The organism is Streptomyces sp. NBC_00989 (assembly GCF_045162655.1).
Lineage (GTDB): Bacteria > Actinomycetota > Actinomycetes > Streptomycetales > Streptomycetaceae > Streptomyces.
In genome coordinates this window covers 11,610,482-11,636,610 of sequence record NZ_CP108728.1, presented here as the reverse complement: position 1 = coordinate 11,636,610, position 26,129 = coordinate 11,610,482, and the positions used below count along the sequence as shown (strand labels likewise).

The following is a 26,129-nucleotide window of genomic DNA, read 5'->3' as shown; positions in this document are numbered from 1 at the left end:
ACCTCTTAAGTCACGGCTTAAAGGGGGCTGGGACGGCAGGCGCGGCGCCTCACGCACCTCGGCACGAGTGTCCGATGGCACCCGAGCAGGGCGGCACTGCGCTCAGCGGTCTGACGCCGCGGTGTCCTCGGGCCTCACGGTTTCGTCAGGGCACCGGTCCGCAGCAGGGCCAGCCCGAGGGGGGTGATGAGGTGCAGCACGGACCCGCCTCGGCGGCTGGTGGTGATGAGGTCCGTGTTCCGCAGCACGGTCGCGTGCTGACTGGCCGCTGCGGCGGTGACGTTGAGGCGGCGGGCCAGTTCGCTCGTCGTGCAGCCTTCTGCTGTCACCTGCAGGGCGGCAGCTCGCGTGCGGCCGAGCAGAGACTCCAGGTTCCGCACGGCGGAGCCGTCCGCTTCTGCCGGTCCGGTACCGGTCAGCGGCCGACGGAGAGCCGGCACGGTCAGCCGGGGTGGCTGGGCGGTATCGAGCGGGTCCCACAGAAAGCTCACCGGGCGCTTCGAGAAGACCGTGGGCGTGATGATCAGTCCCCTTCCCTGGAGACGTACATCAACTCGGCGCGGGTAGGGAGCTTCGAGCACCGGCGGACGCCAGCGGACCAGTGGTGCGCAGATCGAACGCAGCAACAGATCGATGCCTCCCTCCAGCACCAGGTTTGCGCAACGGGTGGACAGCGCGACCAGTTCGGACCGCCCTCGATGCCAGTAGGGCTCCACGGCCAGCCGATGGCAGGCGCGCACGGCCTCGGCGAGCTCCCGCCGCGCGTCAAGGCCGCCCTCGGACACCCGTCTGGCCCATGGCAGGTGTCCGGGGTGGAAGTCGAGACCCTCGAACTCGCGTCGCAGCCGGGACACCGGGGCGTGCAGCAGGTTGTCAACGGCGTGGTCCAGAGAGGGCACATCGCCCATCAGGGCCAGCAGATCAAGCCCGGGGCCTCGCACCGGAACCAGAGACGTCAGGGGGCGCGTGTCGGCTCCCATCCGGCCCGCGACCGCTGACCGCCACGTGCGGAAGTGAGGAGGCTCCCGGTTCTCTCTCAGCAGCTCCAGGCTGTAGTAGACCTCCGCCGCGACGCCGATCGTTGCGGCCACCCGTGTCCGGGCGAGGTCTTCCGTCGTGAAGTGAATGCGTAACACCGACCGGCCCCCTGCCACCGAAGTAGAGCGCGTGAGCGCACCCCAGCATGCCCCAACTCACCGCGCCCGATCGGGCATTAAGGCGTAGGCAGCGCCCGCTTGCTGACTGCGCATGCGCGCCCGTAGACCGGTTCGTACGACGGATCGGGTCTGCCCCGGCATGACTCGGATAATCCGCTGACAGCTTGGTCTTCTTCGGCGGCTTCGTCACCGGGCCCGACCGCGGCTCGAACAACGGTCTGTGGGCGGGCGCATCAGTACCCCCGTGGTTCGAGGTGAAGGACGGGAACCGCTTCTTCGGCCAGCACCCGAAGAGAGGCCGGGCCGCCAGGTCGGCTGCAGACGGTGTCGGCCAGGAGGCCGCTCATCGAGGACAGGTCCCGGGCCCTCCTTGATGACTGTGGTCGGCAGATGCACAACCGACCCGATCGCGGCGGTACCGGCCGTCCGCACGGACGCGTTAGACGTTGGGCTGGACCAGGACCAGGACCTCTTTCTCCGGGAGGACGAGCATGCCGCTCAGCCCATGGACGGTGACCAGGGTGATGAGGCCGTTGCCCCACGCAGGATCGGCGAGCAGCCCGGCGATCGGTTCGCCGATGAGATGGCCGATCCACTCGACACGCTGGTAGCCCTCGTCGATCCCCCTGTCGTGCTCCGGGAACCGCACGTGCGTCTGCAGGTAGTCCCCGATACGCAGGGCGCTGGCAGGCTTGGGGAAGGAGACCGCCCGGCGGGTCGGCGGCACACCGGCCTCCTGAGGAGCGACTGCGACCGGTCCGGCGAGGTCGCCGCGGCTCCAGTGGACTTCCTCCGGGGCCTGACCGCCGACGAACACCGGCCTGCTGATCGGCCAGCTCGGGTGTGCGGCATCCCAGGAAAGCCGCTCGGGGTCCATCTCGGTGAGCACCCGGTGGTCGCCCCGCCGAAGCAGCACCGGGCCGGGAAGTCCCTGGCAGCACAGGGCGACGAGGGTGTCCGCCCGGCCCTTCGGGGCTGGGCCTACCCGGTACCATCCCCAAGGCTGGCGAGGCCTTCGCGAACCAGCTGCGGGACCTGCTCCAGCTGACCCCCGCCACGCCCTCGAATACGGGTCCGCCGGTGAACGGCTGTGGGGCGCACTCGACTTCCTCACCGGCCGACTCCACCCCGACCCGGCCGACCCGTGGGCGAGCAGCCCCCGACCGGCAGGTTCTGCCAGCCGCTGACCTCCCCAACCCCGGGGCGCCACCGTCCTCGGTGGCGCCCCAATTACCCGCCACTTGCCGTGTGTTCATCACCGGAGCCGGAAGCAGCCGGGACCCGGACAAACTCAGCACCGTTGCGCTGCACGTCCCTGACGCTCTGGCCACCGCCAAAGGCCGCGAATGGCCCACCGCCCAAATCGGCAACGCCTTCCCACCGCCCAAAGACACCGACCAGCACGACGACCGGGGACGCCCCGTCCCGGAACCCGTCAACGACACCGACGCCCGCCTCGCCTACGTCGCCGTCACTCGCGCCCAACAGCACCTCGACCTCGGCGGCCTCTCATGGATCACCACCCACCCGTCTGGCGAGGTCAGTCGTGTCGTTCGCGTTCTCCGGTGACGAGGAATTTCACGTCACGGCAGAATTTGTCGAAGGAGGGCGCTGCGGCGCGCGCGGTGTCCAGGTCGAACTGTGCTGCGAAGGACGGCTGGTGTGCGGTCTCCTGGTACGTCGCGCCCGGTGGCATCTGCCGTGAGAGCCACTCCTTGGCGCTCGTTTTGAAGTTCGCCTCGCTGAAGGGGTTGTCGTTGCTGACCTTCGGGCATGAGTGCGACCCGGTCACGCCGAGGTCGATCAGCAGCTGGGAGACCTTCTTGGCGGTCATCGCGGTGCCGCGGTCGGCGTGCACGGTCTCGGGCACGATCCCGTTGCGTTCGATGGTCTCGCGGATCAACTCCTCGGCGCGCCCGGCAGATTCGGCCCGCTCGACGGTGAAGCCGCAGATGTAGCGGGCGAAGATGTCGATGATCACGTAGAGGTGGCACCAGTCGCCCTTGTCCGGCCCGCGGAGTTTGGTGATGTCCCAGGTCAGGACCTGGCAGGGGGCATCGGCCTGCAATTGCGGAACGGTCTTGGCCGGGTGGGTGGCCTGGCGGCGGCGCTCGCCGTTCTGGGCCTGCCCACCAGCCGTCCACGGTGGCCGGACAGCAGGGCAGTCCTGGGAACGCTGCATGTCGGTCCGCCACCAGCGTGCGCGCACATCCGTCCAAGGATCCGAGAACAGGGCTTGGGCATCACACGTGGCACCGAACGCAAACTGTGCCAGAGGTGCCACCAGCCGCTGGCCTGCACCGCATCGGACAGGGCGCGGCATCGACATCTTCCGTTTCGACGCAGACGGCAAGATCGTCGAACACTGGGGCGTCCTCCAGGTGATCCCACCCACTTCCAACAACGACAACACCATGTTCTGACCCCCGCCCCGCGCGCTCCACATCGAGCCATGAGCCCTGGTCTCCGCCAACTGCCGCCCCGGAGCGTTCCGTTCGCGCGGGGCCGGCAGGGCAGCCGGGTCAGTGTCGGGCGAACTGGACCTGCGTGGGCTGCACGACGTCAGGCCGCACCGCGATCCCGTTGATGGTCAGTTGTTCTCCGTAGATGTCGGTGAGCCTGATCGCGCCGCCGCACCCGCTGCCGTCCGGGGAGAGGAAGTAGTTGTAGTCGGTGCGGGCCAGCTGGCGCCAGCCGCCGCTGGTACGGACCTCCAGCCGAGCCAGCGGGTTGCGGTGACCGATCGCCTGGATGCCGCACCAGTAGGGGCTGGATCCGTTCTTGTAACGGATCGAGATCGTGCCCGACGTGTCGGGGCTCAGCAGGCTCCAGGTGATCGCGAGCCGGCCGGTCGAGACAGGGGCCAGTTCGGCGAAGGCCTGTTCGCTGAGGTCGAGTTGGCCGGGTGCGCAGGGCAGGGGGCATTCGTTGGTGATCCGGACCGTGACGGAGGCGCCGTTCGCCGCGCGGACGCGTATGTACGCCCCGCACGCTCTGGACGTCTCGTAGTCGGTGGTGTTCATCGCCGCGATCATCATGTCGCTGCTCGGGCCGTACGAGCAGGCGCCGTCCCCGACCCCGGCCTTGTAGACCGTGGCGACCCCCGGGTAGGTGACCTTGGGCCGGATCCGCCCGGCCAGCGAAGTCGTGACGGGAGCCTTCCGCGGGGAGACCTTTGACGCCGCCGACCTGGACGGGGAAGCCTTCGGAGTCGTCGAACCGGCCGACGATGTCACGGAACTCGATGAAGTCGCGGACGGGGACGCCGAGGACGGCTTGCGCCCTGGCGAGGCCGCCGGGAGAGACCCCTGGGAGTTGGCGACGGCCGTGGCCACGGCTGGTCCTGCATCCTCCTTACGGTCTGGTTGCATCGTCATGACCAGGCCGACGAGAAGTCCTGTGACGATCAGCCCCGTGGTGGTGCCCACCAGCAGCCGGCGTCTGCGCCTGCGCTGCCGCGCCGCCTGACGTGTTGTCTCGTGCATGTCCATCCGTTCGAAAGAGCGAGTCGGTGTTGCACTGCTCAGTGGTCACAGGCGGCGAAAAGGTTGCCGCCGACTTTTCGGCGGCCGGGTACGGACGCATGAGCAACTGGACAGAAGTGCCAGGCACGGTCTTTGTGGTTCCCGTGCTCCCGCTCTTGGATCCTCAGATGGGAGCACGGCCTGCTGCGGGCGCGGGTCACTGTCTCTGCGGCCTGGCGCTGCCAGGTGGGCCCGGGTGAGCGGGCAACCTGGTGGGACTGCGCCATGACGGGCAGCCCCTGGCTCCGGAAGAGGATCGGCTCGCCGTCGACGCGCTCCTGGTGACCGGTCGGCCGCTCGCATCCCGCGCTGTCACCGCCAAGGACTCTTCCGCACGCATCAGCTGAATTCCAATGCCGGGCCCGGGCAATGAGACAGGGAAACCGGCGCCGGCCACGGAGATGCCTGAGCGAGCAACTCCGCAGCCTCGGGCCGCACTTGCTTCGCGGTCGGGCCGCCCCATCGGAATACCACATCCCGGGAGTACGCCACTCCCGGGACCACCCTCACCGCGACGGAGAACCGCAGCAGTTACTCGTCGAGCGCGGCGATGAACATCCGGGAGCCAGGTGGAGCGATCTGCCGGTAGTCGCGGCCCGTAGCCCGTCCCTGCTCGGAACCGAGCGCGGCTTCCAGGGACTCCATGTCCGTGAAATACAGTTCCGCGATTCGATGGAACGTCTGCTCACCGCCGTCGGCGGCTCCGAACGACGCGTGCGGACTCCCATCGTTCGAGGCCTGGAACCGCCTCCACGAGGGGTGCGTGGACACCCACGTAATGTTCGTCGAAGGCGTCGCCGTCGACGGGCTGCGTGTACAGCACCATCAGTTTCACGGTCATGCGCTGTCTCCTGCGGACGTGAGGTTCCTCGCGGAGAGGTCGGCGAGTGGATCGCGTTCGAGCACGGCGGATGCCGCGACGAGTCCGCCCGTCACCGCGCCGCTGACGCCGGCCGCGGCGACGTCCTGGCCGCTGAGGAAGAGGCCGGGCACCGTGGTGTGGGCGCTCAGACCCCGCTGGGCAAAGCGTTCGGGAGTGTGCGCCAGCGACATGAAGTCACCGTGGGTCCGGCCGAGGAAGTGATTGAAGCTGAGCGGCGTGGCCAGCTCCATGTGATCGATCTTGCCTTCCGCCTTGGGATAGAACCGCAGGACCTGGTCGAGCAGTTCCTGGCTCAGCCGTTGCTTGAGCTGCTCGTACTCCGGTCCGCGACGCATCCAGGCGCTGTCCGCGAAGGGCTCGAAAAGGGACCAGGTCGTCACCCCGGCGATGTCGATCGTGCTCCGCCCGGGGTAGCGGTCGTTCCAGAGCGGATCCTTGGCCGAGGCAGCGGTCAGGAAGTACGCCGGCATCGGACGGTGCAGGGGATCCGCCTCATAGGCGGCGAACTGGGCGTCGGGGCCCGGTCCCTGGTGTGCCCAGATGTTGGACGCCTGCAGGCCGAGCTGGTCGGCCGGCTCCTTGAGCCCGATGTTGAGGACGACCCAGGTGAGCGAGGGGCCGATCGCCCGGCACGCCTGAACGAGGCCGTCGTCGCGTTTCGCTTCGGCGGGCAGCAGGCGGGTGAGGGTGTTGAGGGCGCCGGCATCGCTGATCACTACCGGGGCGCGGAACACACGGCCGTCGGCCATCGTGACACCGTCGGCCCGTCCCTCGTCGTCGAGCAGCACGGAGGCGACTTCGGCGGCGATGAGGACCTCTCCGCCCGCGTCCCGGATCACCTCACTGATGGTCTCGGCCAGTCGGCCCGATCCGCCGACCGGGAAGTTGGCGCCGTCGATGTAGTGCCGGATGAGCATGGCGTGCATACCGAACGAGGCGCGCCCCGGGGTCAGTGAGTAGTCGCCGTAGTGACCGCACAGGACGGTCTTGAGCTCCTCGTTGTCGGTGAGTTCCGAAACGACGGCCGTCGCCGTGCGGTCGGAGAAGGCGCGAAACGGTGCGCACATCGCCTCGTAGAGCTCGTCGGCGGCCGGCTGCGGCAGACTGCGCTGCGCGAAGAAGTTCCTGGCCGTCCGGTTGGCAGAGAAGACCAGGTCCACGTAGCGGCTGATCGCCTCGGCATCGTCCGGGAAGTACCGGGTCATGCGCTCCTTGAACCGTTCGACGCCCGACGGGAACTCGTACTCGCGGTCGCCGACGACGATCCGGTTGTAGACGTCGGGCATCGGGGCCCACTCCAGCTTGCCGCCGGTGATGTGGTCGAAGATCCGGCGCAGCCCGCTGTTGGGACGGTGCACCTCGCCCATGTAGTGCAATCCGGCGTCCCACTCGTAACCGGCCCGGCGGAAGGTCTGGGTGGCTCCGCCAGCCGTCGAATGCCGCTCCAGTACCAGAACCCGTTGTCCGGCCCGGGCGAGGAAGCCAGCGGTGGTGAGGCCGCCGATCCCGGACCCGATGACGATCGCGTCCCATGACGTACCGGCATTGCTCCGGTGGTAACTCTGTCCGACGCTCATATGCGCCCCCCCTCCTCGGCTGAGTCCGCATAACCGTACTCAGCCTCAAGGTGAGTGTAAAGTGCAGGCGTGCGAGGGGCCTGCAGGCAGGCGCCGACGTGGGGAGAGGGACGTGGCTGACGCATCAGAAGGACCGGACCTGCCGGGCGGTCCAACCCCGTGGAACCGCGATTCCTGGGACATCGAGCCCGACTCGATCGCCCTCGCCCTGGAGGTCCTCAACCCCCGCGCGGCCGGCAAGATCTTGAAGGAAGCCTTCTACGGCACGCGGCGTTTCGAGGACTTCCAGCGTCGGTGCGAGCTGAGCCGGACCGTTCTATCGACGCGACTGCGTGACCTCGTGGCCATCGGCGTGCTTGAGAAACGTCCCTACCGCGAGCCCGGTGCCCGTGAGCGGGACGAGTACCGGCTCACCGACAAAGGACTCAGCCTCGCTCCCACCCTGGTCGCTCTCAACGCCTGGGCCGAACACTGGCTTGTCGATGCGCCCGGGCCCACGGTCACGCTGATCCATCGCGACTGCGGGGCACCGGTCCACTCGGTCATCGCCTGCACCTCCGGCCACGAAATCGCCGCCGTCCGCGACATCACCGCGACGCCCGGCCCCGGAGCCCGGCCCGCCCGGCCCGGCGCAGCGGATGCCCCCGGCCGGGCTGACGGGCCGTGACATCCGCATCGCTGCGCCGCCTGCGGCAGTTCGGGCTACACGCTGACGATCCGCCACTGCTCCCGAGCGGCATTGGTGTACGTGTACTGGTTGATGTTGGCCCCGTCGGCGGTGGAAGCGCCGTCCACGTTGAGTGAAAGACCGCTGAGCCGGTTGGTGAGGAAGTAGTAGCCGTCACCGGTGGGCGTCAGGGCCCAGTGCTGCTGGGGAACGTCGGCATCGGCCCATATGCCGACGTTCCCGCCGTCGACGCGGGAGAGCCCTGCGACCTCCATGAGCTTGCCGCTGTTGACGTTGCGGATCTTGAAGTAGCCGTCGCCGGTGCTCGCGAAGGTCCACTTCTGGGCCGTGTTGTCCAGCCAGGGCCACTGCTGGATGTTGGCGCCGTTGGCGGTGCCGAAGTTGTACACGTCGGCCACCTCTCCGCTGTTGCGGTTGACCAGCTTGTAGACGGTCGAGTCGCCGGGGAACGCGCTGGAGACCAGGGCGGGCCTGGCCGACCGGCCGCCGATCCTGACGCCGCCGATGTTCGCGTAGCCGCCGGTGGCGGCATCGACCCGGATGCGCACGAAACCGACGTTGCGGTTCGTCCACTCCACCAGCTTGGTCGTCGCGTTGCCGGCCCAGGTGCCGGTGGCGGCTTGCGTGAAGGTGACGCCGTCCGTGCTGGTGAGGATGGTGTACGACGTGATGTCGCCGTCGGTGGTGTTGGACCGGTTCCACTGTTTGGGCAGGTATTCCAGGGTGGAGACGTTGCTCCAGACCCCGCCCAGGTCGATCGTGATCGACTGCGGCAGCGACAGACTCCAGGTGGACCAGCAGGTCTCGAAGGACTTGTCGCTGAGTCCGTCGATGGCGTTGAGCGGGCCCTCGCCGGTGTGGAAGTCGGTGGCGTAGGCATTGACCGGGTTGACCGGGTGTTCGCAGCGCAGTTGCTGGGTCGGCAGCGGGGCCCGGGAGCTGTTCGGGCTCCACGCGTCGCCGACACCGGCCAGGCGGTTGACGATATTCGTGTCCAGTACGCCGTTGCGGTTGGGCGGGCAGTTGAGGATGAACGAGGTGTACTTCGGTTCCAGGTCCGCGAGATGGGACAGGATCGACGCCTGGCTCATGAGGCCTTCGGACGGTGTGGACGGATGCCAGAACCAGCCGTTGCTGATCGTCTGCCCCTGCATGGAGGCATAGGTGTTTCCGGCCGGCGAGGTGACACCGAGCGGTTCTTCGAAGTAGATCGCGTCGCCGAGCCACGGTTGCGAGAGCCCGCCGTGGTCGATCATGACGATGTTCGGCTGCAGCGACTTCACGTGTTCGCGGATCCGCTGGTAGGAGACGGCCTGCTGGCCCATCTGCCAGGCGTAGCCGTCGGTGATGAACATGTCGATGGTGCCGTAGTTCGTCAGCAGCTCGGTGATCTGGTTGAGGATGAAGGTGATGTCCCCCGGCTGGATCTCCTCGGTGGCGGCGACTCCCTGCCGCGTGTTGTAGGCCTGCACGTTGTAGGTGCGGTCCCAGATCGAGTAGTACAGGCCGACCCTGAGGCCCTGAGCGCGGAACGCGGTGACGTACGCCTGCACGATGTCGTGCTTGTAGGAGCTGTTGGCGACGTTCTGCGTGCCGTAGGCGCTCGGCCACAGGGCAAAGCCGTCGTGGTGCTTGGTCGTCAGGACCCCGTAGCTCATCTTCGCGGCGGCGGCCGCAGCCGCCCACTGCGCGCAGTCGACGGCGGTGGGAGCGAACAGCGTGGGGCTCTGGTTCGGCGCGGCCCACTCCTCGTTGGTGAACGTGCCCAGGTTGAAGTGGTTGAACATCCCGAACCGCAGGTCGGCCAGATGGGCCAGATTGGTCTGCAGGTCAGCGGCGGAGGCCTCGGCCAGAAGGCCGGAGAAAGCGGGAAGAACGGGCAGGGCGGTCACTGCTGCCGCAGCACCCGCCGCAGTCAGAAGCGTACGGCGGGACAGTCTTCCTGACGACATGATCTCACTCCTGGTTGGTGCGCTCTATCCCTGACTGGGCTGTACACGGTGAGAGACGACCGCATGCGCATCGCCCTGTTCTCGCACCTGCAGGCAGCCGGCGAACTCCCAGGTGCCGCGAACGACGGGTTGAGGGCGGGCGGGGAAGCGGGTCGAACAGCGCCCCAGGCCGGGGGCTCCGGATGTTAACGATGAACCTCGGCCATGTATCTCGTGGATGTCAACACCCGTGCAGGGATGAAAGACAGGATGCATGGCCTATTTGCCATCGATTGCACCTTATTAGATGCCTCGTTTGGGCTCAGACATGGCATGTCTGAGCCCGCAGTGATCGAGTCAAGGGTTTTCGTGACGGAGCACCCACGAGGGCAGAGATGGGATGGATCGCGAGGCAGAAATCCGCGTCCGCCACCGTTCTTCACTCGTTACCTGGTTTTTCTGGCGAGTTGTCGCAAGCATCTGGACACGGCGAAGGATTCACGCCTATAAACATCCCATGTCTATCGGCGACGTCATCTGACGTTCGCACCCCCGAAACATTGCCCGCCCGTCCAGCCGTTCCGCGTGAGGAAAGAAGCCATGAGACTCAGAACCGCACTCTGCAGCGTCGTCTCGGCCACGTCCGCCCTACTGCTGATCAGCGCCTGCGGCGGAGGTTCCGCCTCCACGTCTGCCGACGGTGCCCCGCTGGTGGGGGTCGACTACCCGCGCTCGGACACCGACTTCTGGAACTCGTACATCAAGTACACGCCGGAGTACGCCAAGGAGTTCGACGTCTCCCTCAAGACCACCAACTCGCAGAACGACGTCGCCAAACTGACCGCCAACGCGCAGACGTTCATCAGCCAGGGCGTCAAGGGCGTGGCGATGGCCCCGCAGGACACCGCCGCCATCGCGCCGACGCTGGCGCAGCTGGCGGCGAAGAAGATCCCGGTCGTCACCGTCGACACCCGCCCCGACAGCGGCAAGGTCTTCATGGTGGTCCGCGCCGACAACCGGGCGTACGGCGAGAAGGCGTGCCAGTACCTGGGCACCAAGCTCGGCGGCAAGGGCAAGGTCGTCATGCTGGAGGGCGGCCTGGACTCCATCAACGGCCGTGACCGCACCGAGGCGTTCAACGACTGCATCAAGAAGAACTATCCCGGCATCAAGGTGTTCGGCGAGGCCACCAACTGGGACGGCGCCGTCGCCGCGCAGAAGCTGCAGACGGACCTGACCGCGAATCCGGACATCAAGGGCGTCTACATGCAGTCCAGTTTCGCCCTGGCCGGCACCCTCCAGGTCCTCAAGCAGAAGGGCCTGCTGGTCGAGCCGTCGGACAAGAAGCACGTGTTCGTCGTGTCCAACGACGGCATCCCCGAGGAACTGAAGTCCATAGGCGAGGGCAAGATCGACGCCACCGTCTCCCAGCCCGCCGACCTGTACGCCAAGTACGCCCTGTACTACATCAAGGCCGCGATCGACGGAAAGACGTTCAAGCCCGGCAAGACCGACCACGACAGCACCATCATCCAGGTCCGCGACGGCCTCCTGGAGGACCAGCTCTCCGCCCCGCTGGTCACCGCCGACGGCGGCACCTACGGGGGCGCGCCCAGCCTCAAGAGCGACGACAAGTCCCTGTGGGGCAACAACCTCGGCTGAGGGTTCGTCAGAAGATCAACGGTTCACGAACACAAGGCGGTTGAGATGAGCGACGGGGAGCGAGCAGTCACCCCCGCGCCCGCCCCGGCGGACGACGGACGGGCCCCGGCGGACCCGCCCGTCGTCGAGGCGACGGGCATAACCAAACGATTCGGTCCGACAGTCGCCCTGAACGGCGCCCGGATCACCATCAGACCCGGCGAGACCCACGCGCTCGTCGGCCGCAACGGAGCCGGCAAGTCCACCCTGGTCTCCGTCCTCACCGGCCTCCAGGCCCCCGACGAGGGAACCGTCTCCTTCGGCGGCACCCCCGCGCCGCGGCTCACCGACCGCGACGCCTGGCGGCAGCGGGTCGCCTGTGTCTACCAGAAGTCGACGATCATCCCGACGCTGACCGTCGCGGAGAACCTCTTCCTCAACCGGCACCACCACGGGCGCAGCCGGCTGATCAGCTGGCAGGGCGTGCGCCGCCGTGCGCAGGAGACCTTGTCGACGTGGTCGGTGGACGTGGATCCGCAGACCCCTGCCGGTGAACTGGACGTGGAGCAGCGGCAGTTCGTCGAGATCGCCCGCGCGCTGTCCTTCGGCGCCCGGTTCATCATCCTGGACGAACCCACCGCACAGCTCGACGCGGCCGCCATCAACCGGCTCTTCGGCAGGATCCGCGACCTGCAACGCCAGGGCGTGACCTTCCTGTTCATCAGTCACCACATCCAGGAGATCTACGAGATCTGCGACATGGTGACGGTGTTCCGCGACGCCCGGCACATCCTGACCGCGCCGGTGACCGAACTCCCCCGCCCCGAACTCGTCGCCGCCATGACCGGCGAGGCGGCGGCCGACCGGCAGGGGGAACGGGCGAGCACGGTGGACACCGCTGCCAGGGTCGCACTGAACGTCCAGGGGCTGAGCGGCGGAACCTACGGCGATGTCACCTTCCAGGTGGGGGCGGGCGAGATCGTGGGACTCGCCGGGGCCACGGTGAGCGGTCGTACGGAGGTCGCCGAGACCGTCGTAGGACTTCGGTCCGCCGACGGTGGCGCGGTGGAGATAGCAGGGCAGCGGCCCCGGCCGGGCAGCGTGCCCGCGGCGCTCGCCGCCGGTGCCGGGTTCGTACCGCAGGACCGGCACCACCAGGGCTTCGTGCCCGACATGTCGATCGCGGACAACGCCACCCTGTCCGTGCCCCACCGGATCGGCAGGAACGGGTTCCTCAGCAGCCGCACCCGGGACCGGCTCGCCGAGAACATGATCGAGAACCTGGCGATCAAGACCCCTACAGCGGACCTGCCGGTCTCCGCCCTGTCCGGAGGCAACCAGCAGAAGGTCGTCATGGCCCGCGCCCTGGCCAACGACCCCCGGCTGCTGGTGCTGATCAACCCGACCGCGGGTGTGGACGTGCGCTCCAAGGAGTTCCTCCTCGGCAAGGTCGAGGAGACCGCGCAGACCGGCACCGGAGTGCTCATCGCATCCGACGAGCTCGACGACCTGCGCATGTGCGACCGGGTCCTGGTGATGTTCCAGGGCCGAGTGACGACAGAGATCGCCCGCGGCTGGCACGACCACGACCTCGTGGCCGCGATGGAAGGAGTGGACCTCAATGTCTGAATCCGTTCTCGCGGACAAGCCCGCCTCAGAGGCCGCGGAGCCGGGAACCAAGCCGACCGCGCTGTTCGGCGGCCGGGTGCCGCTGGCCAGGCTGCGTGACCTCGCGCTCGTCCCGGCGATCGTGGTGATCGCGGTCGTCGGCCAGATCGTCAGCCCGGTCTTCCTGCAGGCCGACAACCTCATCAACGTGCTGCAGACCATGTCCGAGATCGCTCTGCTGGTCCTCGCCCAGACCATGATCCTGATCGTCAAGAAGATGGACCTCTCCCTGGAGTCCACCATGGGCCTGGCGCCCGGGGTGGCCGCCTGGCTGGTGGTGCCGGCCGGTGCGGGACACGGCCTCGGCCTGCTGCCCGGCGCCTGGGCGATTCCCGTCACGCTCGCCGTGGGCGCACTCGTCGGTGTGATCAACGCAGTCCTGATCATCCGCTTCGGCCTCAACGGCTTCATCGTCACCCTCGGCATGCTGATCGTCCTGCGCGGGGTCCTCACGGGCATCTCCGGCGGCCAGACCTTCTTCCAGCTGCCGGAGTCGATGCTCTACCTGGGCACCGCCGAGTGGTTCGGGATGCCCGCCTCCATCTGGCTCTGTCTGGCACTGTTCGCGGTCGCCATCGTGGTCCTCGGCTGGACCAGCTTCGGCCGCTCCCTGTACGCCATCGGCGGCAACGTCGACGCCGCGAAGGCGGCCGGTATCCGCACCGACCGGGTGCTGTGGATCGTCATCGTCACCGGCAGTGTGCTCGCCGGTCTCGCCGGACTCCTGCTCTCCGGGCGGCTCGCCTCCGTCGCCTCCGCACAGGGCAACGGCTACATCTTCACCGTCATGGCCGCCGCCGTCATCGGCGGGATCAGTCTCAACGGCGGCAAGGGCACCATGTTCGGGGCCTTCAGCGGCATCCTGCTGCTTTTCATGATCCAGAACGTGCTCACCCTGGGCGGCGTGCCCGCGCAGTGGATCGGCGCCCTCAACGGCCTGATCATCCTGGTCGCGCTGATGATCTCGCGCATCACGGGCGGCAAGATCCAGGACTGAGCGGTCGGCCGCCGCCGGATCCACCGTGACCGTGCGGCCCCCGACCTCCGCCGCCGCCGTCGTTGCCCCCTCTCGTCGCAGGGTCCACGCCCCTGCCCCCTAGGAGTTGCCATGTCCTCCACCGAGTCCTCCGTACCGGCATCTGCCCGCATCATCGCCCTGGACGTCCTCGACGTGCGCTTCCCGACGTCCGAGCACCTGGACGGCTCGGACGCGATGAACCCCGAACCCGACTACTCCGCCGCCTACGTCGTCCTGCGCACCGACGCCACCGACGGCCTGGAGGGCCACGCCCTGGCCTTCACCACCGGCCGCGGCAACGACGTCCAGGCCGCCGCCATCGCAGCCCTCGCCCCGTACGTGGTCGGCCTCTCGGTCGAAGAGGTCTGCGCCGACCTCGGCGCGTTCTCCCGCGCCCTGGTCCACGATCCCCAACTGCGCTGGCTCGGCCCGGAGAAGGGCGCCATCCACATGGCCACCGGCGCGGTCGTCAACGCGGCCTGGGACCTCGCCGCCAAGCGCGCCGGCAAGCCCGTCTGGCGCTTCCTCGGCGAGATGCCACCCGAGGAGCTGGTCGCCCAGGTCGACTTCCGCTGGCTCAGCGACGCCCTCACCCCCGAAGAGGCCCTGGAGATCCTCCAACGTGCCGAACCCGGCCGCGAGGAGCGCATCGCCCGCCTCCTGGAGCGCGGTTACCCCGCCTACACCACCACCCCCGGCTGGCTCGGCTACTCCGACGAGAAGCTGTCCCGTCTGGCCCGCGAGGCCGTCGCGGACGGCTTCACCCAGATCAAGCTGAAGGTCGGCGCGTCCCTGGAGGACGACGTACGGCGGATGCGCGCCGCCCGTGAGGCGGTCGGGGACGGGATCCGCATCGCTGTCGACGCCAACCAGAGATGGGACGTCCAGCCCGCGATCGACTGGATGCGCGAACTGGCCCCCTACGCCCCGTACTGGATCGAGGAGCCCACCTCCCCCGACGACATCCTCGGCCACGCGGCCGTCCGCAAGGCCCTTGCCTCCATCAAGGTCGCCACCGGCGAGCACATCGCCAACCGGGTCGTCTTCAAGCAGCTCCTCCAGGCCGGTGCGGTGGACATCGTGCAGATCGACTCCGCCCGGGTCGGCGGCGTCAACGAGAACATCGCCATCCTGCTGCTCGCCGCGAAGTTCGGCGTGCCGGTCTGCCCGCACGCCGGCGGGGTCGGCCTGTGCGAGATGGTCCAGCACCTGTCGATGTTCGACTACATCGCCGTCTCCGGCACGCTCGAGGACCGCGTCATCGAGTACGTCGACCACCTGCACGAACACTTCGTCGACCCCGTGCGCATCACCGATGGCCACTACCTCGCCCCCGCCCTTCCCGGGCTGAGCGCGGAAATGCACCCCGAGTCCCTCAAGGAGTACACATATCCCGACGGGCCGGTCTGGGCCTCCCGTGTCTGACAGCCGGCGCCTGGTGGACGCCCACCATCACGTGTGGGACCTGGACCGCCGACCGCAGCCCTGGCTCGACGAACCCGGCCACGAGCCCATCCGCCGCACCTTCGGCACGGCCGACCTGCGCTCGGCGGCGACCCGGCCGATCGCCGGACGGAAGCCGGCGAGCACGGTGGTCGTCCAGTGCGTGGCCTCCGTGTCCGAGACGCGGGAACTACTCGCCCTGGCCGGCGCCGACCCGCTGATCGGCGCGGTCGTCGGCTGGGTGGACCTCGCCTCCCCGGCCGTCGCGGACATGCTCGACAACCTGCTCGCCGGGCCCGGTGGCCCCTACCTCCGTGCCCTGCGCCACCTCGTACAGAGCGAATCGGACCCGGCGTGGCTGCAACGGCCTTCCGTGGAAAGGGGGTTGCAAGCGGTGGGCGAGCGCGGACTGGCGTACGACGTCCTGATCCGCAGCTGGCAGTTCGACCAGGCGGTCCACCTGGCGGAACGCTTCCCCGCGCTGCCGATCGTCCTCGACCACGCGGGCAAACCGCCCATCGCCCGGGGTGAACTGGGTAACTGGGAGAGGCAGTTGCGGACTCTAACCGCGCACCCTCAGGTGCGCTGCAAGGTCTCGGGTCTGGTCACGGAGGCCGACCGGCAGAAGTGGACGACCAAGGACATCCGCCCGGTGTGGGACGTGCTGCTGTCCGCCTTCGGACCCGACCGGCTGATGTTCGGTTCCGACTGGCCGGTCTGTGTCCTCGCGGGCGGCTGGAACCAGTGGGCCGCCACCGTCGAGGAGCTGCTCGCCGGCTGCTCCGCCACCGAGACCTCGGCGATCCTCGCCGACACCGCGACCGCCTTCTACCACCTGAACCGCACTGCACCGCAAACCTCTGGAAGGAAGGAGGGAACACCATGCTCCTGACCCGTCTGCTGCACCCGGGGATCCTCGAAGCGCTGGCCGGCGCCGGCCACGGCGCCCGGGTGCTGCTCGCCGACGGCCACTACCCGGCGAGCACCGCGACCGGGGAACGCGCCCACGTCATCCACCTCAACCTGGCGCCCGGCCTGCTGGACGTCACCACCGTGCTCGACGTCCTGCTGAGCGCCCTGCCGGTCGAGTCGGCCCAGGTGATGGTGCCGCCCGAGGGTGAACCGGAGCCACCCGCCATCGCGGAGTACCGCGCCCGACTGGCGCCGGTCCCGGTCGACACGCTCGGCCGGTTCGAGTTCTACGACGCCGCCCGCTCCCCCGACCTGGCGCTGGCGATCGTCACCGCCGACACCCGCACGTACGCCAACCTGCTGCTGACCATCGGTGTCCGCGCTGAAGGGACCCTGACCCCGCGATGACACTCGCCGTCCGTTACGTATCCGCCCGCACCCTGGACACCGCCCCCGCCGAAACCTCCGCCCCTGGCCCCGGCGAGGTGGAGCTGGCGCCCGCCTACGTCGGTATCTGCGGCACCGATCTGCACATCTTCCACGGCGACATGGACGCCCGGGTATCCACGCCCGCCGTCCTGGGGCACGAGATGTCCGGCCGGATCGTCCGCGTCGGCCCCGGTGTGGACGGCTGGGCGCCCGGTGACGCGGTCACGGTGATGCCGCTGCGCTGGGACGACACCTGCCCGGCCTGTCTCAAAGGCCATCAGCACATCTGCCAGCACCTGGACTTCATCGGCATCGACTCCCCCGGCGCGATGCAGCAGCGCTGGACCGTGCCCGCCTCGACACTCATCCGGCTGCCCGACACCCTTCCCCTGGACCGGGCCGCGCTGGTCGAGCCCACGGCGGTCGCCGTGCACGACGTCGGCCGCGCCGAGGTCGCCGAGGGCGAGAAGGTCGTCGTGGTCGGCGGCGGCCCCGTCGGCATCCTCATCGCGCTGGTCGCCCGAGCCGCCGGAGCCGACGTACGCATCGCCGAACTGAGCGCCTACCGGCGCTCGCTCGCCGAGGAGTCGGGGCTGACCGCCTGGGATCCGGCCGTCGACAACGTGGCTGAGCTGGTCCGCGAGTGGACCGCAGACGCGGGCACGGACGTCGCCTTCGAGGTGTCCGGCGCCGCCGCCGGCGTCGACACGGCGGTCGAGGTGCTGGGCGTACGCGGCCGGCTGTGCCTGGTGGCCATCCACCCCCGGCCCCGCGAGATCAGCCTCCACCGCTTCTTCTGGCGCGAACTCACCCTCGTCGGGGCCCGGTTGTACGACCGCACGGACTTCGAGAAGGCGGTGACCCTCGTCGCCGACGGCACGATTCCGGCCGAGCGGCTCATCAGCAGGACCGTACCGCTCACCGAGGCGCCCGCCGCTTTCCAGGCGCTGGAGGCAGGCGGCGACGTGATGAAGATCCTCGTGGACTGCACCACCGACAACGCCCAGGGAGCCGCCGTATGAACGCCTTCGACCTCACCGGGAAGCTCGCCGTCGTCACTGGTGCCCGGCGCGGCATCGGCCGGGCCATGGCCCGCGCCCTCGCCGAGGCCGGCGCGGACATCATCGGCGTCAGCGCCAACCTTGAGGAATCCGGCAGCGCGGTGGAGAAGGACGTGCGTGCCGCAGGGCGTACCTTCGAGGCGATCCGCACCGACTTCGCCGACCCCGGAGCCGTACGGGCCCTGGGCGCCGACCTCGCGGGACGCGAGCGGCCGGTGGACATCCTGGTCAACAACGCGGGGACCATCCGCCGCGCCCCGGCGGCCGAACACACCGACGCGGACTGGGAGTTGGTCCTCCAGGTCAACCTCAACGCACAGTTCGCGCTCACCCGCGCAGTGGGCGCGGCGATGGTGGCCCGCGGCCGGGGGAAGGTCATCTTCACGGCCTCGCTGCTCAGCTTCCAGGGCGGCATCAACGTCCCCGGCTACACCGCCGCCAAACACGGCATCACCGGACTGACCAAGGCACTGGCCAATGAATGGGCCCCTCACGGCGTCAACGTCAACGCCATCGCCCCCGGCTACATCGCCACCGACAACACGCAAGCGCTGCAGGTCGATCCGATCCGCAGCCGCGCGATCCTCAACCGCATCCCGGCAGGCCGCTGGGGCACCGCCGACGACCTCACCGGCGCCACCGTCTTCCTCGCCTCCGACGCCGCCGCCTACCTCCACGGCGTCGTCCTGCCCGTCGACGGCGGATGGCTCGGCCGATGAACGACACCGACGACCTGGCCTCCGTACTGGCCGGCGCCCGCCTCATGCCCGTGCTGACCGTGGCGTCCACGGCGACCGCCAGCCCGCTGGCCGACGCGCTCGTCGCGGGTGGCGCCCGCTGCGCCGAGGTCACCTTCCGCACCCCGCAGGCCGAGCAGGTCCTCAGGGCGATAGCGAAGCACGGCGGACTCACCGTCGGCGCCGGCACGGTCCTCACGCCCGAGCAGGCGGAACGGGCCGTGGCCGCCGGGGCCCGCTTCGTGGTCTGTCCCGGCTTCGACGCGGAAGTCGTCGCGATGTGCCGGAAGCTGGGAGTTCCAGTGGTGCCGGGTGTCGCCACCGCCACCGAGCTGATGACGGCGTTGCGGGCCGGCATCGACACGGTCAAGCTCTTCCCCGCAGAACCCCTTGGCGGCCTGCCGACGCTGCGGGCGCTCGCCGCGCCGTTCCCACAGGCACGGTTCGTACCGACCGGCGGGATCGGCGCCGATCTGATGGCCGGCTACCTCGCCGAGCCCGCGGTCCTCGCCGTCGGCGGCAGCTGGATGGTCACCTCCGCGCACCTGAAACGGGGCGACTACGAGGGAATCCGCCGGCTGACCGCCGAGGCCGCGGAGAGGAGCACGCCATGATCGACGTGGTGGCGCTCGGCGAGGTGATGCTCCGCCTGGACCCGGGCGAGGGCCGGATCCGCACCGCCCGCACCTTCCAGGTCTGGGAGGGCGGCGGCGAGTACAACGTCGCACGCGGTCTGCGCCGCTGCTTCGGGTGGCGTGCGGCCGTGGTGACCGCCCTGGCGGACAACGCGGTGGGCCGGCTGGTCGAGGACCTGATCCTGCAGGGCGGCGTCGACACCTCGCTGATCCGCTGGGTGCCCGGCGACGGCGTCGGCCGCACCGCCCGCAACGGCCTGAATTTCGTCGAACGCGGCTACGGCATCCGCAGCGCACTCGGCGTCAGCGATCGCGCGCACACGGCCGTGTCCCAGTTGAAGAAGGGTGACGTGGACTGGGACACAGTCTTCGCTGCCGGAGTGCGCTGGCTCCACACAGGCGGCATCTTCGCCGGCCTTTCGGACACCACCCTGGACGTCACGGAGGAGGCCATGACGACGGCCCGCCGCCACGGCGTCACGGTCTCCTACGACCCCAACTACCGCCCCAGCCTCTGGGCCGGCCGGGGCGGCGCCGACGCCGCCCGCGAGGCCGACCTGCGCCTCGCCCGGCACGCCGACGTCGTCGTCGGCGCCCTGGGCCTGGCCGGAACGCATCCGGGACAGGCACACATCGGGGGCGACGAAGTGGCGGACGCCCTCACCGAGGTGGCGGGCCTGCTGCCCGAGGCAAGGGTGCTGGCGACGACCCTGCGCGAAGTGCCCTCAGCCGGGGTCAACGACTGGGCGTCGGCCGCCTGGTCACCCCGGACCGGCTTCGTCAACGGGCCCCGGATGCCCGGCCTGCACGTCCTGGACCGCATCGGCTCCGGCGACGGTTTCGCCGCCGGCCTCATCCACGGCCTGCTGGCCGGGGACGACCGGCCAGGCCGGTTGACGACCGCCTGCCTGGAGCGGGCCCTCGCCTACGGCACCGCGCACGGCGCGCTCACCATGACCACCCCCGGGGACGTCTCCATGGCCTCACTCACCGAGGTCGAAGCCCTCATGGCCGACGGCTCGGCCGCCGTCAGACGCTGACCTGCCGCCGAGCGGCCCGCGCCACCCGTACCCCCAAGTCGCCAGGAGCACAGTTGAGACATCGGACCGCCGGACGCCGAAAGATAACGAACACCGCTGTCGAACTCACCGGCCTCGGCTTCGGGGCCTCCGTCCTGGGCAACCTGTACCGGGTCACCCCGGTCGAGGACGCGACCGCCGCGGTCGAAGCCGCCTGGGAAGCCGGCATCCGCTACTTCGACACCGCCCCGCACTACGGCCTGGGCCTGTCCGAGCTGCGCCTGGGCACCGCCCTGCGGCAGCGGCCCCGTGCCGAGTACGTCGTCTCCTCCAAGGTGGGCCGGCTGCTGGTTCCCAACGAACATCCACGGGGCGTCGACAGCCAGGGCTTCGTCGTACGGGACGATCTGCGCCGCCAGTGGGACTTCAGCCGGGAGGGGGTGCTGCGCTCCATCGAGGCCACGTTGGACAGGATGGGCCTCGACCGCCTCGACGTCGTCTACCTGCACGACCCGGACGACCACTGGCAGCAGGCCGCCGAGGAGGCCATGCCCGCCCTGGCGGAACTGCGCGACCAAGGAGTGATCGGCGCGATCGGCGCCGGCATGAACCAGTCGGCCATGCTCGCCCGCTTCCTGCGCGAGACCGCCGCCGACGTGGTGATGCTCGCCGGGCGCTACACGCTCCTCGACCAGTCGGCGCTGGACGACGTCCTGCCCGCCGCCGAGGAACTCGGCAAGAGTGTGGTGGCCGTGGGCGTGTTCAACTCGGGGCTGCTCTCCCGCGACCGGCCTGCCGAGGGCATGAAGTACGACTATCAGGATGCCCCGCCGCCTCTGGTCTCCCTCGCCCGGGCGATCGCCGACGTCTGCGCGGCACACGGGACGAGCCTGCCCAAGGCGGCGATCGCCTTCCCGCACACTCATCCCACTATCATCAATGTCACTCTCGGCATGAGGACTTCGGAACAGGTCAGGCGGAACGTGGAACTCCACCAGCAGCACATTCCCGAAGACCTCTGGGAAGATCTCCGTGCCCAAGGACTGATCAGGTCGGACGTGCCCGGCGCGGGCGCCGTGGCGAGGAGTTCGAAGTGTCTCTGACGGACAAGGCCATCGATCGGATCCGTGAGCTCGTCCGCACGGGTGCACTGCCTCCGGGATCGAAACTCCCCCCAGAAGCCGACCTGGCGGCCCAACTGGGTCTGTCCCGCAACCTCGCACGTGAGGCGGTCAAGGCACTGGCCGTGGCCCGGGTCCTGGAGGTCCGCCGGGGCGACGGCACCTACGTCACCAGCCTGCAGCCCAGCCTGCTCCTGGAGGGGCTCGGCGGCGCGGTGGAGCTCCTGCAGAGCGACTCGGCCGCCCTGCAGGACCTCATGGAGGTGCGCCGGCTCCTCGAACCCGTCGCCACCGCGCTGGCCGCCGCCCGGATCTCCGACGACCAGCTGGCCGAAGTCAAAAGCCACCTGGACGCCATGCGCGAAGCCCGCGACAACGTCGAACTGCTCAACTCGCACGACGCCGCCTTCCACCGCGCCGTAGTCGCCGCGACCGGCAACGAGACCCTGCTCACCCTCCTGGAGAGCGTCTCCGGTCGCACGCTGCGCGCGCGGATCTGGCGCGGTCTGGTCGACGACCAGGCCGCGGGCCGCACCCTCGCCGAGCACGAGGCGATCTACGCGGCCCTCGCCACCCGCGACTGCGCCCTCAGCCAGGCCGCCGCGCTACTGCATGTGAGCAACACCGAACAGGCTCTGAAGGAGCACCTCCGCTCAAGCGGGCCACTCCCCTTCCCAGCGCCGACACAGAAGTGACGCGCGGCATCACACACCCGTCCGCATGAAGCCGCCTGCGCGGCGGGGCGAACCGCTCATAAACCGTCTGCCACGGTCCGTGGCGTTCCGGCAGGTCACGCCAGGAAACACCTGTTCGTAACCGCCACAACACGCCGTTGATCACCTGGCGGTGGTCGCGCCACGGACGGCCGGGTCCATCGGTAGCCGGGAGCAGGGGCTTCAGCGCCTGCCGTGCAGCGTCCGTCAGCTCGCCGCGTGCGCGTCACGTGATCGGCCACGAACCGGGTCTCAGGCGGCTGTGGTCGTCTGCGTTCTGGCCTGGCGCACCCCGCGCAGCGCGCCGGACCAGGCGGTCACCTGGTCGAGCATGCCGCCCGCGGCAGTGTCGAGACCCTTCTGGGGCACGAAGGTGCCGGTGTGGAACGAGGGGTGCGTCGAGATGGTGGGCTGGGTGCGGACCGTGGCCACCTGGAGTTCGGCGAGGACGAGCCGCAGCGCCTCGGCGGCCCGGGCCCCGGCGGCCCAGCCGCCGTAGCTGATGATCCCGGCGGCCTTGTCGTTCCACTCCCGGTAGACGTAGTCCAGGGCGTTCTTCAGGGCTCCGGGGTAGGAGTGGTTGTACTCGGGGACGAGGAAGACGTAGCCGTCGAAGCTGTCGATGAGTGCGCCCCAGGCGTGTGGTCGTGCTGGTACTGCTGGAGGTTCGGGTTGCCGGGCTCGTCGAGGTTGCCGAGGTTGTGGTCGGCGAGGTCGACGAGTTCGTAGTCCGCGCCGCCGTGGGCACGGGCAGACTCCAGTGTCCAGGCGGCGATATGACGGAGACTCAATCGCTGGAACCCGAGGAGTGGGAGTTCTGGGACACCTGGATGCGGGCGCAGCGCCTGCTCACCAGGGAGCTGGAGCGTGGTCTGCAGCGTGACTGCGGTATCTCGAAGGCCGAGTTCAGTGTGCTGGTGACGCTGTGGAGGGCTTCCGGTCGCGAGATGCGTGTCGGTGAGCTCTCCGAGTCGCTCGACTGGGACAAGAGCCGCGTCTCACATCAGCTGACGCGCATGGAAAACCGCGGCTTCGTCAAACGCACCCAGTACGGAGCGGACGGTCGCCGCGCGGGGATCGGGCTGACCACCGAGGGTCGCCGGGCCGCCCAGAGTGCGATGCTCGTGCACGGCGGCAACATCCGCCGCCACTTCCTCGACTCCCTCGCTCCCGAGCAGGCATCGGTCATCCGAGCATGGAGCGAGCAAGCAGTCGACCGCCTGGAGCCACACCGCAGCAAGGCCGCCAGCGACGGCGCGTCCCAGTAACTCCAGCAGCACTTTGACGATTTCCCTGTTCAGGGGCGGTTTGGGTGAGTGCAGTGGGCTGGTTGTCGGTCCCTGCTCCCTTTCCCGGGCCGCCCCTCGATCGTGTGCAGCCGCCGCTGATAGTGGAAACGCTCGGGGCAGCCTCCTGGTGGGGTTCGCCCTGCCCCCGAAAGCGGGACCCCCGCGACCGGACGACGGACCGCCATGGCATGCCGCCGGGTAGGCGCATTCACCATATGGATGCCCCGCTATACGGGATTCGGATCGCTTGAAGGATGGCGAATCGAGCACCGGACCACCCATATTCGTCCTACCCCGCACGCCGCTGTCCGGACCAGCCGCCGACGTGCGGCCGTCCGCAGCATGCCGTGCCCACCAGCGCCCGCACCGCGGTCGCCTGTGAAAGGCATGCCCACTCCCGTACACCGTCCCCTGGAGTCGACATGCCCGGTTCCGTTCTGCCGCCGTCCCCTCCCACGGCAGACGCCGCTCCCGCTTCACCGGTGACCGTCTCAGGTCCGGCCCATCTGCTGCGTGTGACCCTGCTGATGGCAGGCAGTTGTCTGCCGATCCTGGGCGCGGTGCTGATCGCCCCGGTGCTGCCGAAGATGCAGGAGCACTTCGCGTCCGTCCCCGGCGCCAAGGCGCTGGTGCCGCTCGCGCTGACCGTTCCGGCGCTCGTGCTGGCGGTGCTGGCGCCGTTCGCCGGGGTGATCGTGGACCGGCTGGGACGCAAGCGCCTGCTCATCGTGGCCACCCTGCTGTACTCCGTGTTCGGGACCGCCCCGCTCTGGCTGGACTCGCTCGGCGCGATCCTCGCAAGCCGTGCCCTCGTCGGGGTCACTGAGGCCGCGATCATGACCTGCTGCACCACGCTCATCGGCGACTACTACTCCGGTCAGCAGCGGGTGAAGTACCTCGCCCTGCAGACCATGTGCGCCTCCGCGTCGGCCACCGTCTTCTTCGTGGTCGGCGGTGCGGCCGGATCTGCGGGCTGGCGGATGCCGTTCTGGGTGTACGCCGTGAGCCTGGTGCTCGCGCCGCTGATGGTGTCCGCGCTGCCGGACGCCGGAAACCGCGCGGCCGCCGACGAGGCCCCGGTCAAGGCATCCAAGGCCCAACGGCGTTTCCCCTGGCGGCAGTTGGTGGGTGTCTGCACCCTCACCTTCTTCGGCGCGATGGTCTTCTACACCGTCCCGGTCGAGATGTCGTACCTGCTCGACGACCTCGGGGTGAAGAACACCGGCGTGATCGGCCTGGCCACCGCGCTCGCCAGCGCCGCCACCATGGGCGGCGCGATCACCTTTTCCCGCCTCAAGCGCTCCCCCGAACCGATGCTCCCCACCGCGCTCGCGGTCTGCGCGGTCGGCTTCGGGGTGATGTTCTTCGCGGGCAGCGCGCCGCTGCTGGTCATCGGAGCGGTGATCAACTGTGTGGGTGCGGGCATCCTGCTGCCCGCCTTGCTGACAAGTGCCATGTCCCGTCTGGCCTTCGAGGACCGCGGCCGCGGTACGGGGCTGTGGATGGCGGCCTTCTTCGGCGGTGAGTTCGTGTGCCCGCTGATACTGCTCGCCGGGGAGTCGGCGGTGGGGAGCCTCGCGGGTGCGGTGGGCGTGCTGTCGGTCGTCACAGTTCTGGTCGCGGGCGGGCTGCTGGCGGCCCGGCGGCGGGCGGGGGCCGTTGCCACACAGCCGCTGCCGGAGCCGTCGACCTGACGCGCGCTGAAGGGCCGCGCCCCTTGAGGGCGATGCCGGACCGGTTCACACAGCCGGTCCGGCATCGCCGTTGCCGTTAGCCGTCAGCGTCGCGCCCACCTCCGCCGCCTTCTGGCGCAGCCAGATGTGGGCCGCGTCCTGGGCGTGGACCGGATGCCACCACATCGCCTCCTTCACGGGTACCGCCTCAAAAGGGCAGGGCAGGACCCGTACGGCCGCGGAGCGCACCGCTCTGCGGGCCAGGCGCTCCTGGATCATGGTGACCCGGCGGGTGCCCTCGATCATGTGGGGCAGGAGCTGGAAGGTCTGCACGGAGACCTCCACCCTCGGGCTGATGCCGATCATGCTGAGCTGGCGGGCCGCCGGGGCGTCGTAGGGGCGCTGGTAGACCGCCCAGGGCAGGTGCGACAGATGATCGAGGGTCAGGACATCGCCGACCTCGGGGTTGTCGTCGGCAACCATGCAGAGCCAGCGGTCGCGGTGGATGTCGACGGCCGGGAAGCCGTCGATGATGCCGTGCGGCATCATCAGCCCGTCCACGGTGCTCAGCACAGTGGCCGCGTTCTCCACAATCGAGGGTGCCGGGTGCTGGAAGGTGAGCCGGATGCCGGGCGCCTCCTGGTGCAGGGTGCGGGCGAGCGCGGCGCCGAACACGGCGGCGCCGTAGTCGGAGGCGAGCAGGGTGAACTCGCGGCTCTCGGCGGCCGGATCAAAGTCCGCCTGGCTGGAGAAAACTCGTTCCAGCAGGTCGCATGCTGTCGCGCTGCGGTCCCGCAGGGCGACGCCTAGCGGCGTCAGCTCATAGGCGTTGCCGGTACGGGCGAGCAATTCGTCGTCGAAATGGCGGCGCAGCCTGGACAGCGCCGCGCTCATCGCGGGCTGGCTCAGTCCGACGCGCTCGCCGGCCCGGGTGACGTTCCGCTCCTCCAGCAGCGCGCGCAGGGCGAGGACCAGATTGAGGTCGAGTCGGGACAGGTTCACCGGGCACC

General features: G+C 69.3%; 23 protein-coding genes and 4 pseudogenes. 16 read left to right on the top strand and 11 right to left on the bottom strand.

The annotated features are described in order from the left end of the window. Positions 1-134: 134 nt before the first annotated feature. Positions 135-1,136: an ArsR/SmtB family transcription factor gene (locus OG714_RS52715; RefSeq protein WP_406131584.1), complete on the bottom strand. Its 1,002-nt coding sequence runs from the start codon at positions 1,134-1,136 to the stop codon at positions 135-137. Positions 1,137-1,596: 460 nt separating this feature from the next. Continuing rightward, on the bottom strand, positions 1,597-2,073 hold the full coding sequence (locus OG714_RS52710) for a hypothetical protein (RefSeq protein ID WP_406131583.1): 477 nt from the start codon (positions 2,071-2,073) through the stop codon (positions 1,597-1,599). Positions 2,074-2,489: 416 nt separating this feature from the next. Here OG714_RS52710 and OG714_RS52705 point away from each other — a divergent pair. Further along, a pseudogene (locus tag OG714_RS52705) lies at positions 2,490-2,726 on the top strand (DNA helicase); the annotation flags it as partial. A 154-nt stretch (positions 2,727-2,880) separates the two neighbouring features. On the opposite strand, the pseudogene OG714_RS52700 reads toward OG714_RS52705, so the two are convergent. The 4 genes and pseudogenes from OG714_RS52700 to OG714_RS52685 form a co-directional block, all read right to left on the bottom strand. After that, a pseudogene (locus tag OG714_RS52700) lies at positions 2,881-3,279 on the bottom strand (transposase); the annotation flags it as partial. A 400-nt stretch (positions 3,280-3,679) separates the two neighbouring features. Next, positions 3,680-4,642: an expansin EXLX1 family cellulose-binding protein gene (locus OG714_RS52695; protein ID WP_406131582.1), complete on the bottom strand. Its 963-nt coding sequence runs from the start codon at positions 4,640-4,642 to the stop codon at positions 3,680-3,682. Between the two features lie 724 nt (positions 4,643-5,366). After that, a complete protein-coding gene (locus OG714_RS52690) occupies positions 5,367-5,522 on the bottom strand; it encodes an EthD family reductase (RefSeq protein ID WP_406131581.1) in 156 nt (51 codons plus the stop codon). Continuing rightward, positions 5,519-7,141 carry a phytoene desaturase family protein gene (locus OG714_RS52685; RefSeq protein ID WP_406131580.1) on the bottom strand — a complete coding sequence of 541 codons (1,623 nt, stop codon included), beginning with the start codon at positions 7,139-7,141 and terminating at the stop codon, positions 5,519-5,521. Before OG714_RS52685 ends, OG714_RS52690 begins: the two co-directional genes overlap by 4 nt. 112 nt (positions 7,142-7,253) lie before the next feature. On the opposite strand from OG714_RS52685, the gene OG714_RS52680 reads away from it, so the two are divergent. Beyond that, on the top strand, positions 7,254-7,808 hold the full coding sequence (locus OG714_RS52680) for a winged helix-turn-helix transcriptional regulator (RefSeq protein WP_406131579.1): 555 nt from the start codon (positions 7,254-7,256) through the stop codon (positions 7,806-7,808). A 35-nt stretch (positions 7,809-7,843) separates the two neighbouring features. Here the strand turns inward: OG714_RS52680 and OG714_RS52675 are convergent, their stop codons facing one another. After that, on the bottom strand, positions 7,844-9,781 hold the full coding sequence (locus OG714_RS52675) for an alpha-L-fucosidase (protein ID WP_406131578.1): 1,938 nt from the start codon (positions 9,779-9,781) through the stop codon (positions 7,844-7,846). Between the two features lie 579 nt (positions 9,782-10,360). Here OG714_RS52675 and OG714_RS52670 point away from each other — a divergent pair. From OG714_RS52670 to OG714_RS52615, 12 genes are all read left to right on the top strand, one after another. After that, on the top strand, positions 10,361-11,422 hold the full coding sequence (locus OG714_RS52670) for a sugar ABC transporter substrate-binding protein (RefSeq protein WP_406131577.1): 1,062 nt from the start codon (positions 10,361-10,363) through the stop codon (positions 11,420-11,422). Positions 11,423-11,467: 45 nt separating this feature from the next. After that, complete coding sequence (locus tag OG714_RS52665) at positions 11,468-13,030, top strand: sugar ABC transporter ATP-binding protein (RefSeq protein ID WP_406131576.1); 1,563 nt, start codon at positions 11,468-11,470, stop codon at positions 13,028-13,030. Beyond that, positions 13,023-14,066 (top strand): ABC transporter permease, encoded by a 1,044-nt coding sequence (locus tag OG714_RS52660; RefSeq protein WP_406131575.1) that lies wholly within the window; start codon positions 13,023-13,025, stop codon positions 14,064-14,066. The genes OG714_RS52665 and OG714_RS52660 overlap by 8 nt, the downstream gene beginning before the upstream one ends. A 111-nt stretch (positions 14,067-14,177) precedes the next feature. Continuing rightward, complete coding sequence (locus tag OG714_RS52655) at positions 14,178-15,512, top strand: L-fuconate dehydratase (protein WP_406131574.1); 1,335 nt, start codon at positions 14,178-14,180, stop codon at positions 15,510-15,512. After that, on the top strand, positions 15,505-16,422 hold the full coding sequence (locus OG714_RS52650; RefSeq protein WP_406131573.1) for an amidohydrolase family protein: 918 nt from the start codon (positions 15,505-15,507) through the stop codon (positions 16,420-16,422). The genes OG714_RS52655 and OG714_RS52650 overlap by 8 nt, the downstream gene beginning before the upstream one ends. After that, a complete protein-coding gene (locus OG714_RS52645; protein ID WP_406131572.1) occupies positions 16,413-16,850 on the top strand; it encodes an RbsD/FucU domain-containing protein in 438 nt (145 codons plus the stop codon). The genes OG714_RS52650 and OG714_RS52645 overlap by 10 nt, the downstream gene beginning before the upstream one ends. Beyond that, on the top strand, positions 16,847-17,893 hold the full coding sequence (locus OG714_RS52640) for a zinc-binding dehydrogenase (RefSeq protein WP_406131571.1): 1,047 nt from the start codon (positions 16,847-16,849) through the stop codon (positions 17,891-17,893). Before OG714_RS52645 ends, OG714_RS52640 begins: the two co-directional genes overlap by 4 nt. Beyond that, positions 17,890-18,651: an SDR family NAD(P)-dependent oxidoreductase gene (locus OG714_RS52635; RefSeq protein ID WP_406131570.1), complete on the top strand. Its 762-nt coding sequence runs from the start codon at positions 17,890-17,892 to the stop codon at positions 18,649-18,651. The genes OG714_RS52640 and OG714_RS52635 overlap by 4 nt, the downstream gene beginning before the upstream one ends. After that, entirely contained in the window at positions 18,648-19,283 is a 636-nt protein-coding gene (locus OG714_RS52630; RefSeq protein ID WP_406131569.1) for a bifunctional 4-hydroxy-2-oxoglutarate aldolase/2-dehydro-3-deoxy-phosphogluconate aldolase, read from the top strand. The genes OG714_RS52635 and OG714_RS52630 overlap by 4 nt, the downstream gene beginning before the upstream one ends. Next, entirely contained in the window at positions 19,280-20,344 is a 1,065-nt protein-coding gene (locus tag OG714_RS52625; protein ID WP_406131568.1) for a sugar kinase, read from the top strand. The genes OG714_RS52630 and OG714_RS52625 overlap by 4 nt, the downstream gene beginning before the upstream one ends. 53 nt (positions 20,345-20,397) lie before the next feature. Further along, on the top strand, positions 20,398-21,426 hold the full coding sequence (locus OG714_RS52620) for an aldo/keto reductase (RefSeq protein WP_406131567.1): 1,029 nt from the start codon (positions 20,398-20,400) through the stop codon (positions 21,424-21,426). Next, positions 21,417-22,139, top strand: coding sequence for a FadR/GntR family transcriptional regulator (locus tag OG714_RS52615; protein ID WP_406131566.1), 723 nt, complete (start codon positions 21,417-21,419; stop codon positions 22,137-22,139). The genes OG714_RS52620 and OG714_RS52615 overlap by 10 nt, the downstream gene beginning before the upstream one ends. 16 nt (positions 22,140-22,155) lie before the next feature. Here OG714_RS52615 and OG714_RS52610 read toward each other — a convergent pair. The 3 genes and pseudogenes from OG714_RS52610 to OG714_RS52600 form a co-directional block, all read right to left on the bottom strand. Continuing rightward, positions 22,156-22,368 (bottom strand): annotated as a pseudogene (locus OG714_RS52610) (transposase); the annotation flags it as partial. A gap of 41 nt (positions 22,369-22,409) precedes the next feature. Further along, the gene (locus OG714_RS52605) at positions 22,410-22,589 is read right to left on the bottom strand and encodes a hypothetical protein (protein ID WP_406131565.1); all 180 of its coding nucleotides are present in this window, start codon (positions 22,587-22,589) and stop codon (positions 22,410-22,412) included. Positions 22,590-22,616: 27 nt separating this feature from the next. Continuing rightward, positions 22,617-22,781 (bottom strand): annotated as a pseudogene (locus OG714_RS52600) (NADPH-dependent FMN reductase); the annotation flags it as partial. Positions 22,782-22,804: 23 nt separating this feature from the next. Between OG714_RS52600 and OG714_RS52595 the strand changes: the two are divergent. Continuing rightward, positions 22,805-23,425, top strand: coding sequence for a MarR family winged helix-turn-helix transcriptional regulator (locus tag OG714_RS52595; RefSeq protein WP_406131564.1), 621 nt, complete (start codon positions 22,805-22,807; stop codon positions 23,423-23,425). Positions 23,426-23,868: 443 nt separating this feature from the next. Continuing rightward, entirely contained in the window at positions 23,869-25,140 is a 1,272-nt protein-coding gene (locus tag OG714_RS52590; protein ID WP_406131563.1) for an MFS transporter, read from the top strand. A gap of 45 nt (positions 25,141-25,185) precedes the next feature. Here OG714_RS52590 and OG714_RS52585 read toward each other — a convergent pair whose 3' ends face one another. Then, a complete protein-coding gene (locus OG714_RS52585) occupies positions 25,186-26,121 on the bottom strand; it encodes a LysR family transcriptional regulator (protein ID WP_406131562.1) in 936 nt (311 codons plus the stop codon). Positions 26,122-26,129: the final 8 nt, after the last annotated feature.

Excerpts from the sequence above, each read along its gene's own strand:
- OG714_RS52655 (WP_406131574.1), top strand. The coding sequence starts at position 14,178 with ATGTCCTCCACCGAGTCCTCCGTACCGGCATCTGCCCGCATCATCGCC.
- OG714_RS52690 (WP_406131581.1), bottom strand. The coding sequence starts at position 5,522 with ATGACCGTGAAACTGATGGTGCTGTACACGCAGCCCGTCGACGGCGAC.
- OG714_RS52665 (WP_406131576.1), top strand. The coding sequence starts at position 11,468 with ATGAGCGACGGGGAGCGAGCAGTCACCCCCGCGCCCGCCCCGGCGGAC.
- OG714_RS52670 (WP_406131577.1), top strand. The coding sequence starts at position 10,361 with ATGAGACTCAGAACCGCACTCTGCAGCGTCGTCTCGGCCACGTCCGCC.
- OG714_RS52635 (WP_406131570.1), top strand. The coding sequence starts at position 17,890 with ATGAACGCCTTCGACCTCACCGGGAAGCTCGCCGTCGTCACTGGTGCC.
- OG714_RS52660 (WP_406131575.1), top strand. The coding sequence starts at position 13,023 with ATGTCTGAATCCGTTCTCGCGGACAAGCCCGCCTCAGAGGCCGCGGAG.
- OG714_RS52685 (WP_406131580.1), bottom strand. The coding sequence starts at position 7,141 with ATGAGCGTCGGACAGAGTTACCACCGGAGCAATGCCGGTACGTCATGG.
- OG714_RS52695 (WP_406131582.1), bottom strand. The coding sequence starts at position 4,642 with ATGCACGAGACAACACGTCAGGCGGCGCGGCAGCGCAGGCGCAGACGC.
- OG714_RS52640 (WP_406131571.1), top strand. The coding sequence starts at position 16,847 with ATGACACTCGCCGTCCGTTACGTATCCGCCCGCACCCTGGACACCGCC.
- OG714_RS52590 (WP_406131563.1), top strand. The coding sequence starts at position 23,869 with ATGCCCGGTTCCGTTCTGCCGCCGTCCCCTCCCACGGCAGACGCCGCT.
- OG714_RS52625 (WP_406131568.1), top strand. The coding sequence starts at position 19,280 with ATGATCGACGTGGTGGCGCTCGGCGAGGTGATGCTCCGCCTGGACCCG.
- OG714_RS52630 (WP_406131569.1), top strand. The coding sequence starts at position 18,648 with ATGAACGACACCGACGACCTGGCCTCCGTACTGGCCGGCGCCCGCCTC.
- OG714_RS52645 (WP_406131572.1), top strand. The coding sequence starts at position 16,413 with ATGCTCCTGACCCGTCTGCTGCACCCGGGGATCCTCGAAGCGCTGGCC.
- OG714_RS52675 (WP_406131578.1), bottom strand. The coding sequence starts at position 9,781 with ATGTCGTCAGGAAGACTGTCCCGCCGTACGCTTCTGACTGCGGCGGGT.